Origin of the sequence: Blautia sp. DFI.9.10, from assembly GCF_024461705.1 — a bacterium.
Taxonomy (GTDB): domain Bacteria; phylum Bacillota; class Clostridia; order Lachnospirales; family Lachnospiraceae; genus Blautia_A; species Blautia_A fusiformis.
The window spans coordinates 15198-27517 of record NZ_JANGAA010000031.1 but is presented as its reverse complement, the minus strand read 5'-3'; the positions used below and the strand labels follow the sequence as shown (position 1 = coordinate 27517).

10 protein-coding genes are annotated in these 12320 nt (G+C 43.5%); 9 read left to right on the top strand and 1 reads right to left on the bottom strand.

Features of this window, described 5'->3' with window-relative positions; genetic code table 11:
• The first annotated feature begins 232 nt into the window (after nucleotides 1-232).
• Nucleotides 233-994 (top strand): hypothetical protein, encoded by a 762-nt coding sequence (locus NE671_RS14660; RefSeq protein ID WP_237972539.1) that lies wholly within the window; start codon nucleotides 233-235, stop codon nucleotides 992-994.
• Nucleotides 995-1373: 379 nt separating this feature from the next.
• Here NE671_RS14660 and NE671_RS14655 read toward each other — a convergent pair whose 3' ends face one another.
• A complete protein-coding gene (locus NE671_RS14655) occupies nucleotides 1374-1967 on the bottom strand; it encodes a 50S ribosomal protein L25 (RefSeq protein WP_256164127.1) in 594 nt (197 codons plus the stop codon).
• A 648-nt stretch (nucleotides 1968-2615) separates the two neighbouring features.
• On the opposite strand from NE671_RS14655, the gene NE671_RS14650 reads away from it, so the two are divergent.
• The 8 genes from NE671_RS14650 to NE671_RS14615 all read left to right on the top strand — a co-directional run bounded on the left by NE671_RS14650 (nucleotide 2616) and on the right by NE671_RS14615 (nucleotide 12319).
• Nucleotides 2616-3752, top strand: coding sequence for an ABC transporter ATP-binding protein (locus NE671_RS14650; protein WP_256164126.1), 1137 nt, complete (start codon nucleotides 2616-2618; stop codon nucleotides 3750-3752).
• 79 nt (nucleotides 3753-3831) lie between these two features.
• Nucleotides 3832-4695 (top strand): carbohydrate ABC transporter permease, encoded by an 864-nt coding sequence (locus tag NE671_RS14645; protein WP_015525321.1) that lies wholly within the window; start codon nucleotides 3832-3834, stop codon nucleotides 4693-4695.
• Nucleotides 4695-5612 (top strand): carbohydrate ABC transporter permease, encoded by a 918-nt coding sequence (locus NE671_RS14640; protein WP_022427089.1) that lies wholly within the window; start codon nucleotides 4695-4697, stop codon nucleotides 5610-5612. The genes NE671_RS14645 and NE671_RS14640 overlap by 1 nt, the downstream gene beginning before the upstream one ends.
• Nucleotides 5613-5754: 142 nt before the next feature.
• On the top strand, nucleotides 5755-7116 hold the full coding sequence (locus NE671_RS14635; RefSeq protein WP_256164124.1) for an ABC transporter substrate-binding protein: 1362 nt from the start codon (nucleotides 5755-5757) through the stop codon (nucleotides 7114-7116).
• A gap of 212 nt (nucleotides 7117-7328) precedes the next feature.
• Nucleotides 7329-8705 (top strand): sugar transferase, encoded by a 1377-nt coding sequence (locus NE671_RS14630; RefSeq protein WP_022427091.1) that lies wholly within the window; start codon nucleotides 7329-7331, stop codon nucleotides 8703-8705.
• An 82-nt stretch (nucleotides 8706-8787) separates the two neighbouring features.
• Nucleotides 8788-9531, top strand: coding sequence for a glycosyltransferase family 2 protein (locus NE671_RS14625; protein ID WP_059086347.1), 744 nt, complete (start codon nucleotides 8788-8790; stop codon nucleotides 9529-9531).
• A 114-nt stretch (nucleotides 9532-9645) separates the two neighbouring features.
• Nucleotides 9646-11010 carry an acyltransferase family protein gene (locus NE671_RS14620; RefSeq protein ID WP_256164123.1) on the top strand — a complete coding sequence of 455 codons (1365 nt, stop codon included), beginning with the start codon at nucleotides 9646-9648 and terminating at the stop codon, nucleotides 11008-11010.
• A 7-nt stretch (nucleotides 11011-11017) separates the two neighbouring features.
• Nucleotides 11018-12319 carry an adenylyltransferase/cytidyltransferase family protein gene (locus tag NE671_RS14615; RefSeq protein WP_256164122.1) on the top strand — a complete coding sequence of 434 codons (1302 nt, stop codon included), beginning with the start codon at nucleotides 11018-11020 and terminating at the stop codon, nucleotides 12317-12319.
• Nucleotide 12320 lies beyond the last annotated feature (1 nt).

The window sequence follows — 12320 nt, the reverse complement described above, 5'->3', positions numbered from 1 at the left end:
TATGATAGGGGTCTCCAAAACCTTTGGTGGGAGTTCGATTCTCTCATCCCCTGCTCCTTAGGAGCCTGAAAGCCTTTAAAATCAAGGCATTCAGGCTCTTTTGTTTTGTCCAAAAAGGGCAGGGCACCAAAGTTGGTACCCTGCCAAAATCCAGACAAAAAGGAGGTTGCACGTCAAAGATTTCTTCCCCCGGTATGATTGCAAATTAGAACATTTTGAGCAAGAGATGGAAATGAATTACGATGAATTTGTGTCATATTTATTAAAGAAATATGGACCAGCTAAATATGATTATTTTACAAATGCTACTTGTAAAACTAAAAGTAAGCGAATTTCAAGAACTAAAGAAGGGTTATTTTGTCATCATATAGATGAAGATAAAGGCTATATACTTTCGCATACAGGATGTGCATTAGAACAACCGTTTGAGTACCAAAAAGCAGAACGTCTAGTTTATTGTAATTATATTGAACATTTATTACTTCATATATTGATTGGAAAAAACGCTTTTTGGTCTAAACATCAAAAGTTAATTGCACCTAAGCAATTTTCTTATTTCATTGTTCCAGGTGTTTCTTATATTTGTTCAGAAATAAATTTGTTGTATGACCAAAATGGAAGTTCTGTAGAATGGAGAAATAGGTGTTTAAAAAAAATAGAAAACAATTTTGAAGATTATATTTACATATTAAATTCATTTATTCAATATATAGTGGACAATTATTCTGGAAATATAAATCAAAAAGAAATTATGGTGGGACAACATCTTATCCACAAAGAACTGGGAGAAGGCATCATTACTGATATAGATGGTGAAGAAATATTTTCGGAAGTGACTATTCAATTTGCAAATTGTAAGAAAGTCATTTATAGAAATCAGATTGATAAAGGAGATTATCATAAGGAAATAAGGAACATTAAAGAGAACCTTGCTTCTGATACATATAGTAATGTGATAATAAAATCTGTATATAATCGTTTAGTAGTAGAGTGAGGTTAAGAAACAAGGCGAAGCCGATACGCCGTAGGGCAGTTTTTGACGGAGCGTTTATAGATCGCTAACAAAAATTTATTAAGGAGTGTTGATATGTGTCAGGCCGTACAGGAAATGTGTGATGATGCAAGAGCAGAAGGCAGAACACAGGGGTTTACAGAGGGTGAAAGTATTGGGCTTCAGAAACAGGCGCTGCTTACAGCATAGAAAATGCTCAAAGACAGCAGATTTACACTGGAAGATATCTCTAATTTTTCCGGGTTGCCGCTGGATGAGATAAAGAAATTACAAATGAAATAACATTCTTAGAATTATGTAAACAAAATCAGGGGATTGCCACCAGGCAATCCCCTGAAATATTTCATATGAAATTATAAAATTATTTCGCTTCAGCTTCAGCGCCTTCAGCGTCCTCATCCTCTTCCGGAGCTGCCTCATATTCACCGATATGAACAACAACTGCATCCTCAGGAGTGATGAAGTGGACGTGTTTGCCTTCCGGGATCGGGAGGTCTTTTACATGGATATCATGGACGTCTGCAGGATAGCCGTTGAAGTCGATGACGATGGTGTCAAGAAGGTTGGACGGATCTGCTTTGTAGTGGATCTCTTCCATCTCCTGCTCAACGATACCCTGAACCATGTCGGTGTGCTCCAGTTTGACAGCGACTGTTGTGGAAACCTTCTCACCGGCTACCAGTGCCTGGAAATCCAGAGCCATCAGCTGTTTTTCAATTGGATTATAGTCAATGTTCTTTACCAGGGCATCAACTTTTTCGCCTTCGATGTCCAGGTAAACCTGTGTACCTTCTTTATTTGCTTTAATGAATTTGGCTGCCTCGGCACCGTCAAACTGAAGTGCTACAGGCTCTTTCATTTCTTTTCCACTAAGAATTCCTGTGACGTAACCCTCACGTCTTAATTTTTTAGCTTTTACATTCGGGTTTCTTTTCTCTGCTTTCAATGTGATCATGTCAAATTCCTCCTCCTGATGCATGGATTCCGGTAATGTTGCTGTTCGCGCTGTTCGCAGTAACACGAATTCTGCATTTCTTTTCTGACTGGGATTATTATAGCACTTCTCAGACGAGGTGGCTAACAAAAAGTTAGAAAATTTAAGAACAATATTTTGTATTGTTTGACTTATGCGCAAAACTTCAAGGGTAAAATTAGACAAAAACAAAGCATATATTTGAGATTTTACAGAAAAAATTAAAACAACATAAAAAATTACACAAATCAAGTGATCATAAAAGCCTGAAAGTTGGCATTTATCTGGAAGAGAGGCAAGTATTAAATATGAATATTCTATTTTTATTTGATTCAGATATGCGAGGAGACGGGAAATATCCATATTGCTGACATATTGGAGAGAGCTGTTGTGATCAATGTAATAAAAATTGGAAGATATGATGCAGGACAGAGATGACGGCGAAAGAAGGTGGCAACATAATGCGATGGGTATTTTACTCTGGAGAAAGAATTTAACGGAACTGCATATAATTTCTGAAACAATTTAACATACAATTCACAAATCTTTATCTCAACCACGATATCTGAACAGCCGGAAAAATCCTATACTACAAACTATGTGAGCGAGAGAAGAGAAAGGAGATAAGTAATGTCAGAAATTGCACTTAGAAATGTATGTAAGCAATTTGATTCGGAGCATTACGGTGTGAAGGATTTTAATTTTGATATACATGATAAAGAGTTTGTGATCTTTGTAGGTCCGTCCGGATGTGGAAAATCCACCACTTTGCGTATCATCGCAGGCTTGGAGGAGATCACAGACGGTGAGCTGTGGATCGACGGTGAGCTTTCCAATTATCTGGAACCGAAGGAGAGGGGAATGTCCATGGTGTTCCAGAACTATGCCTTATATCCGAACATGACAGTTTATGGAAATATGGCATACGCCCTGAAGATCCGTAAGCTTCCGAAGGATGAGATCGACAGAAAGGTCCATGAGGTGGCAAAGATCCTGGAGATCGACCAGCTTCTTGACCGGAGGCCAGCGGCTCTTTCCGGCGGTCAGAAACAGCGAGTTGCCATTGGAAGTGCAATTATCCGGAAGCCGAAAGCCTTTCTCATGGATGAGCCCCTTTCCAACCTGGATGCAAAGCTCCGTGCTCAGATGCGTGTGGAGCTTGTGAAATTACATAAACAGCTGGACACCACCATTATTTATGTAACGCACGACCAGACAGAGGCCATGACTCTTGGGACTAAGATCGTGGTCATGAAGGATGGTCTGATCCAGCAGGTGGGAGCACCTCAGAGTATTTATGACAATCCGGTAAATCTTTTCGTGGCAGGCTTCCTTGGTTCTCCGTCCATGAACTTTTTCCGGTGTACAGTAAAAGAAGAAGAAAATAATCGCACGGCCCTTCTTCTGGATGATGCCAAAACTGTGAAAAAGGTTTATCTGGACGGAACCAGAGGAAAACAGATCGCAGACAGATATAACGGCAGACACGTGATCCTTGGAATCCGTCCGGAGGATATCTACGAGTTTGATGAGGCGAAAAAGCTTGGTATTGAAAATGAAAGCGTAGATGTAGATGAGCCTGTAGTAAACCGGGAGATGCTGGGAGCGGAAGTGATCCTCTATTTTGATGAGCAGGGCAAAACCCTGGCAGTCCGCTTAAGTCCGGAAAATCAGACACAGGTAGGGGAGAAGGTTTCTCTGTATTTTGATATGGAGAAGGCCCATGTGTTTGATCCGGAGACAGAAGAAAATATTTTTGTGTCATGAATTTATGTCACGGAAGAGCTTGAGTACAGGCAGATCAGCCTGTAGATAGAATCTGATTATGCAAGGAGGAGAAATAGTTATGGAAAATAACAGCAAAAGCAAGATCACACCGTACTTATATCTGGTGCCTTGTATGCTTATTTTTGGAATTTTTCTGTTTTATCCGTTTGTGAAAACAATTTATTTAAGTCTTTACAAGACCAACAAGATGGGACAGGCAAAGCTGTACGTTGGTCTGGGCAATTATAAAGAGCTGCTTCAGTCAGCATCCTTTATCAACAGTCTGAAGGTGACGCTGATCTTTGTGCTGATCGTTGTGGTCGGCGGCATGCTTCTTGGTCTGATCGCAGCAGTGCTTTGTAACAAGGCGTTTCCGGGAATCCGGGTGTTCAGCACATCCTATGCTCTGCCAATGGCTATTGCATCCAGTTCTGCGGCAATGATCTTCCAGATCATGCTCCACCCGGCAGTAGGTATTGTGAATAAGCTTACCGGCCTGGATATCAACTGGCTGAACGATCCGAACACGGCTCTGATCTGCGTAGCCATTCTTACTGCGTGGCTGAACAGCGGGATCAATTTTCTGTATTTTTCCGCAGGACTCGGAAATATTGATGAGACCATTTATGAGAGAGCTTCTGTGGATGGAGCCAGCAGTGTGCAGCAGTTTTTCAGCCTGACGCTTCCGGGACTTTCCCCGATCATGTTTTATACACTGGTGGTAAATATCATACAGGCATTTCAGTCCTTTGGACAGATTAAGATCCTGACAGAGGGCGGTCCTAATGAGTCTACCAATGTTATTGTTTATTCCATTTACAGGGATGCGTTTTTTAACTACCGCTTCGGAAGTGCGGCAGCCCAGTCTGTTATCCTGTTTGTGATCATCATGATCATCACACTGATCATGTTCCGTATTGAGAAGAAGGGAGTGAATTACTGATGAGCCAGATGGAAAATATGGCAGTCCCGGCAGTGGGAAATATGTCAAAAGAGGAGCTTCTGGAGCTGAAAAAAGCTATGAATGCAAAAGCTCTTGCAAAGAGAAGGACAAGAACAGCACTCCGTGTTACGGCAAATGTGGTGTTTGCAGTTCTGATCCTGCTTCCATTGCTTTATGCCATCAGTATTGCACTGATGCCTTCCAGTGAACTGTTTACTACAGAGTTGAATCTCTTTCCCAAGAATCCGACCTTTTCCAACTTTATCAATGCATTCCGCACCGTTCCACTTCTCCGATTCATATTGAATTCCTTTATCATGGCGGGATGCATTACCATCGGACAGATCATTACCTGTTCTCTTGCTGCTTTTGCGTTTTCTTTCCTGGAATTCAAAGGAAAAGGTATTCTCTTCATGGTTGTGATGGCAACCATGATGGTTCCAGGAGAGGCAACGATCATTTCCAACTACCTGACGGTATCAAGCTGGGGAATGCTGGATACTTATCAGGTACTGATCGTGCCTTACCTTACATCCGCAATGGGAATTTTCCTGTTCCGTCAGTTTTACATGACTTTCCCGATCTCACTGTATGAATCGGCAAAGCTTGACGGCTGCAGCAATCTGAAATTTATCGTAAGGATCCTGCTTCCGCTGACAAAATCCGCTATTGGCGCTATGGCAGTGTATACCTTTATCAACGCATGGAATATGTACATGTGGCCGCTGCTTGTAACGGGCTCCAACAATATGCGAACCGTTCAGATCGGTATCAGTATGCTGGATAGTGTGGATTCACAGTCCATCACCCTGATGATCGCAGGCGTTGTTATGATCATTATTCCGTCCATTTCCATTTTTATCGTTGGACAGAAGCAGCTGATCAGAGGAATGTTCTCGGGTGCAGTCAAGGGCTGATATCGGAGCAGGCAGCAACCCTGCAGCATCCTGCTGTAAGGGGAAAATATTGCAAAAAGATACTGCAAAGTCGTAAGACGGGCAGTTCATCTTATATAAAAAAATGAAAAAAGAGAAAATTTTTCAAGAGGAGAAAAAAGTTATGAAGAAAAAAATCATCGCAGCTTTCCTTACCACAGCAATGACTATCGGTTCTCTTTCCGGAGTAACTGTATTCGCCGCAGATGCCGGCACAGATGAAAAAGTGGAAATGGCAGATGCTTCCGATGTAGACGGAACTACCATTACCTTCTGGCATTCCATGGGTGGTGTCAATGGTGAGGCAATCGATACACTGGTAAAAAAATTCAACGATGAGAATGAATACGGAATTACTGTAGATGCTCAGTATCAGGGTGAATATGATGATTCCCTGAACAAGCTGAAAAGTGCACAGATCGGAAACATGGGTGCGGATCTTGTACAGGTATATGAGATCGGAACAAGATTCATGATCGATTCCGGATGGATCGTGCCTATGCAGCAGATGATCGACGCAGATAGCTACGATGTATCTGAGATCGAGCCGAACCTGGCTGCATACTACACCATCGACAATGAGCTGTACTCCATGCCGTTCAACTCTTCCACACCGATCATGTATTACAACAAGGACATGTTTGATAAAGCAGGCATCACAGAAATTCCGGACAGCCTGGAGGGCATCGGTGAGATCGGACAGGATCTTCTGGACAAAGGCGGCGCAGGCGAGGTAATGTCTCTTGGAATCTACGGATGGTTCTTCGAGCAGTTTATCGGAAAGCAGGGCCTTGAGTATGCAAACAACGGAAACGGACGTAAAGAGGCTGCTACAGCTGTTGCTTTTGACGAGAATGATGCTGCAAAGAATATCCTTACAGCATGGAAGAATCTTAACGACAAGGGCTTTGCACCGGTCGTAGGAAAAGGCGGCGATGCTGGTCTGGCAGATTTCTCAGCAGGAAAATCTGCGATCACTCTTGGCTCCACAGCTTCCCTGAAACAGATCCTTCAGGATGTAAACGGAAAATTTGAGGTTGGTACTGCATACTTCCCGAAGATCAAATCCAGTGACGAGGGCGGTGTTTCCATCGGTGGTGCATCTCTTTGGGCACTGAACAACAATGATCCGAAAAAGCTTCGTGCAACATGGGAGTTCGTAAAATTCCTGATCTCTCCGGAGTCTCAGGCTTACTGGAACGCACAGACCGGATATTTCCCTGTAACTGTAAAGTCTCAGGAAGAGCAGGTATTTAAGGATAATGTTGCAAAATATCCGCAGTTCCAGACAGCGATCGACCAGCTCCATGATTCTTCCGCCGACTATGTAGGCGCTCTGTTAAGTGTATTCCCGGAGGCAAGAGCTACCGTGGAATCCGAGATTGAGAGCATGCTCAACGGAAAAGAGGATGTGGATACAGCTGTGAAAAACATGGCAGATTCCATCAACAAATCCATCGAAGAGTATAACCTGGTGAATGAATAATTCGAAAAGGCGTGGAAATTGAAAAAGAAAAATAAATATATACAGCCAAAAATCCCCGGGTAAGCTCCTGGGGATTTTTGCTATAGTCACGGAAAAAAACATCCTGACAGGAAAATATCAGGAGAAAAATCAGAGGAATCTCTGGACGTAAGAGTATATATTGGCTATAATGATGAAGTTAATATCTACTCCTCAGGAAGGAAGAAAAATCTGTGAATAGAAGTAAAAGAGAAGATTATAAGAGATTTGTGGTATTTTGTCTGGCAAGTCTGATCGTGATCGCACAGGCAGCGATCTTTGCTTATGTATGGTATGATTTTTACAGTGACCTGATCCTGAAGCCATTCTGGAGAAAAGGTAACTGGGTAATGATCCTGATCTATGCGCTGATCTATCTGATGTTTGCCAAGCTTTACGGAGGTCTGAAGGTAGGCTATCTGAAGCGTATCGATGTATTTTATTCATTGACGCTGGCAACGATCTGTACCAATGTTGTGACGTATTTTCAGATCACACTGATCAACAGATGGTTTATGTCGGCCAGACCGGTGATCGAAATGACCGGAGTCCAGCTTGTTGTGACGGTACTGTGGATCTGGGGCTCCAGGTATATTTACTCCAGACTGTACGGAGCCAGAAGGCTGCTGGTGATCTACGGAGACCGTGATCCCGGTGATGTGATCCACAAGATGAACACCCGAAAGGATAAATACGATATCAGCGGTAAGGTTCATATCCGTGAGGGCGAAGAGAAGATCCATGCCATGATGGAAGATTATGAAGGCGTGATCATCTGGGATCTTCCGTCCCAGATCCGAAACAGGTATCTGAAATACTGTTTTTCTCATTCCATCCGTTGCTATATGAGCCCGAAGATTTCCGATATCATCCTGCTTGGAACAGACAGGATCCATCTGTTTGATACGCCGCTTCTGATGTGCAGGAATCAGGGACTTTCCATGGAGCAGCGTGCAGCCAAGAGAGTTCTGGATATCATTGTTTCCGGACTTGGGATCATCGTATCCTCACCCATCATGCTGATCATTGCCATTGCGGTGAAGGCTTATGACGGCGGTCCGGTATTTTATCTCCAGGATCGTCTTACCTATCAGGGAAAGGAATTCCGCATCCGGAAATTCCGAAGCATGTGTGTGGATTCCGAGAAGAACGGAGCACGTCTTGCGTCCAAGCACGATTCCCGTATCACACCGGTAGGACATGTTCTGCGTAACCTGCATCTGGATGAGCTTCCCCAGCTGTTTAACGTGTTTATGGGTGATATGTCTCTGGTAGGTCCACGGCCGGAACGAGATGTGATCATGCAGGAATATGAGCAGGAAATCCCGGAATTCCACTATCGTCTTAAGGTAAAAGCCGGACTGACCGGTTATGCTCAGGTATATGGCAAATATAACACCACACCGTATGATAAGCTGAAGCTGGATCTGTTTTATATTGAAAATTATTCATTCCTTCTGGATATCAAGCTTCTGTTTATGACTGTAAAGATCTTTTTCCAGAAAGAAGTTTCCGAGGGCGTGGATGATAATCAGAAGAACGCTCTTAAGGATTCCGAAGACAAAAAATAAGTAACGAAACGAAATGCGTGTCAGGCTGCGGCAGATCATCCTGACGCGCATTTTGTGGATAGAGAGGACGGAGGTTGTTTTTATGGAAAAGCCGTTGGTTTCCGTAGTGATGCCCGTATATAACGGGGAAAGATATATTGGAAAAGCGATCGAATCAGCACTGGGACAGGAGGTTCCGGTAGAAGTGCTGGTCATTGATGACTGTTCTGCAGACGGCACAGAACTTGCTGTAATGAAATATATGGACAGCGGAAAGATCCGTTATATCCAAAATGAACAGAATATGGGGGCTGCCCGTTCTAGAAACCGGGGCGTAAAGGAAGCCCGGGGAAAATATATCGCATTTCTGGATGCGGATGACTGGTGGGAAAAGGGCAAGCTGAAAGCCCAGACAGAGGTTATGGAACAGACCGGCTGTGCGATCTGCTCCACCGGAAGAGAGCTGATGACGCCGGATGGGCGCACTACCGGCAAATATATTCCGGTAAAGGAACGGATCACATACAGGGAGCTTCTGAAGCATAACAGCATCAACTGTTCTTCCGTATTGCTGCGCAGAGAAGATGCACTTGCGTTTCCAATGGAGCATGATGACAGCCATGAAGATTACATTACCTGGCTCCGGATCCTGAGAAAGGGAGGATTTGCAGCAGGGATCAACAGACCTTACCTGAAATACCGGCTCAGTGAAGGGGGAAAATCCAGAAATAAGCTGAAGTCTGCGGCAATGACTTATCAGGTGTATCGGTATGTGGGATATGGTCCGCTGAAGAGTCTGTTTTTCTTTGTTTCCTATGCGCTCCACGGGATATGGAAATACCGTTGAAAAATTCTGGAAGAGGTGAATAATTCTGACATATATTAATTCTTTATTTCCAAATTCATAAATATATGTTATTATTTATTCATACTTTTATCAAATATTACAAGGTGGAAACAAATGAAACAGAGAACGGATAGCCAGGGAGTTCCGTATTCTTACCTGGTCGATAACATTAAAGTAGTACTGATCTTTCTTGTCGTATTTAATCATCTGATCGCATTTCAGCTGGTCAAGGTGGACATGGTGGTGCGTTATGTATGGTATGGGATCACCATTTTTCACATGCCTGCTTTTATTTTTATATCTGGATATCTTTCCAAGAAGCCACAGGATGTACTGAAGAATGTGAAGAATCTGCTGATCCCTTATATTCTTGGATACAGTCTGACCTGGTATGCTTATATCTGGACCGGCAGAAGCATGGATTATGAGCTGCTCCGTCCGTCCGGAACAGTTATGTGGTATGTGCTGGCATTGTTTATCTACAGGCTGACTATCGAAGCACTTGGCAAGATACGTTTTATCGTGCCTCTGAGCATTATTTTTGCATTGTGGGCAGGAACAAGACCGGAATTTACAACCTATCTTTCAAGCTCCAGGATTGTTGTATTTTTTCCGTTTTTTGTGGCAGGCTATCTGTGGAAGAGTGATTACACAGACGTGGTCCGTAAATTCAAGGGTAAATGGATCCTGCTCCTGGTTTCAGCCCTGCTTTTGTATGCAGTTCCGAATTTTATGATCGCCAATGAGATCCCGGTAGATATTTTCCGTGGGAATCATACGTATCAGTTATCGGGAATGGATGATATCACAGGAATGCTGATCCGCATTCTGATGTATCTGGTATCTTTTGTGCTGGTGCTGACGTTTCTGGCATTGATCCCGGATGTGAAGCTGCCGGTTACCTTTGTTGGAAGAAATACCATGGGGATTTATTTTTTCCATTATCCGATCATGATCGTACTCAACGGCCTGCTTCTTCTCAGCATCCCGCAGATGCTGAATGTCTGGGTGCTTTTCGGAGTATCCTGGGTGCTTGTGCTGATCCTTGGAAGCAAGCCGGTATCTTTCCTCTACGGAGGGGTACTGAACCTGCTTACATTTATTCTGTTCAAACGTGAGAGGCAGGTGCAGGATGAAGGACTTGAGGATGAATATGATGAAGATGACCGTTATGAGATCATACTGAAAAGAAAGAAAGCCATTGAGGAGCTTGCGGCAACTCTGGACGAGGAGGATGCACGTAAGGTGAAGGACGATGTGGCGGTTGTACTGGAACATGAGACAGAAGAGACGGAAGAAATCCGTGGCGAGGATTTCTTTGTAGATGAGGATCTTGAGATGGAGGAAGGCATGGATGATGCCGGAGCTCCACAGGAATTTGAGCAGCTCCAGGACCTGGATGATATATTAAAGATCACAGAACCGCAGGGGGAAATGGAAGTGCTTTTGAAAAATAAAGAAGAGAAAGCGCAGGATTAAATTAATAATGAAAAAAGTCATTACTTACGGTACCTTTGATCTGTTCCACCAGGGACATTACAATATTCTGAAAAGAGCCAGGGAGCTGGGGGATTATCTTGTTGTGGGTGTCACCAGTGAAAGCTATGATATCGAACGCGGCAAGCTGAATGTACAGGACAGCCTTCTGAAGCGTATCGAAAATGTCCGCAAGACTGGTTTTGCGGATGAGATCATTGTAGAGGAATATCAGGGGCAGAAGCTAAATGACATTACAAAATACAATATCGACCTTCTGGTAGTCGGTTCGGACTGGCGTGGCAAATTTGATTATCTGAAGAATTACTGTGAGGTCGTTTATCTGGAACGTACCAAAAATATTTCCAGTACCAAGCTCAGAAGTGAGGGTATGATCTACAGCATGGGCATTGTTACGGATGATACAGAGGACAACGAAATGGTGATGGAGTCCAAGTATGTCAGCGGACTGCATGTAGAAAGTGTGTATTCCGAGGACGTTTTTGTTGCGAGAGAATTCTGTGACAGATACGAACTTGACTCTTATGGTACAGATTACGAGCAGTTTCTGGAAGGATTGGATATCATTTATATCCGATCCGGTCTGAAAAACAGGGCAGATTATATCCGAAAGGCACTGGAATGTGATAAATATGTGATCAGTGACACGCCTATGGCTCTGGAGCCGGAAGAGATAAGAGAGCTGTTTGCATTGGCAAAGGCACATCAGGTTGTTCTGGTAGAGAAGCTTACCATGGTCTATCTGCGCGCGTTTACACAGCTTGTCTGGCTGACACATGGAGCGCTTGTGGGAGATGTGGTAGCTGTAAAATGCGCGATTTCACAGGATGATTTTGAGGGCGGAAAAAATTTCAGCGAAACAGTCAGCCAGGCGCTGTGTGCATGCATCAAGCTTCTCGGTAAGGATTACCTGGAGGTGAAGAGCAATGCGGTGAAAAGCAGTGACGGCTGCTTTATTTATGATATGATCACGATGAAGTATCTCCGGGCACTGGCGACCATTGAGATCGGAACAACGGTGGATGTGGAAAACGAGCTTGCGATCATCGGAACCAGGGGGCGTATCACCGTACCCGGTGACTGGTGGAATACCGGATATTTTGAAGCCAAAATAGAAGGTCAGGAATTCCTAAAACGCTACAGCTTTAATTTTGAGGGAAATGGTCTTCGCTATCTGCTTCAGGAGCTGGTCATCATGATCCGTGACAGACGGACAGAATGTACGAGATTTTTTTATGAAGAATCAGAAACTCTGGCTGAGCTTTTGAAAATAATTAATCAAAGAGGTTGAC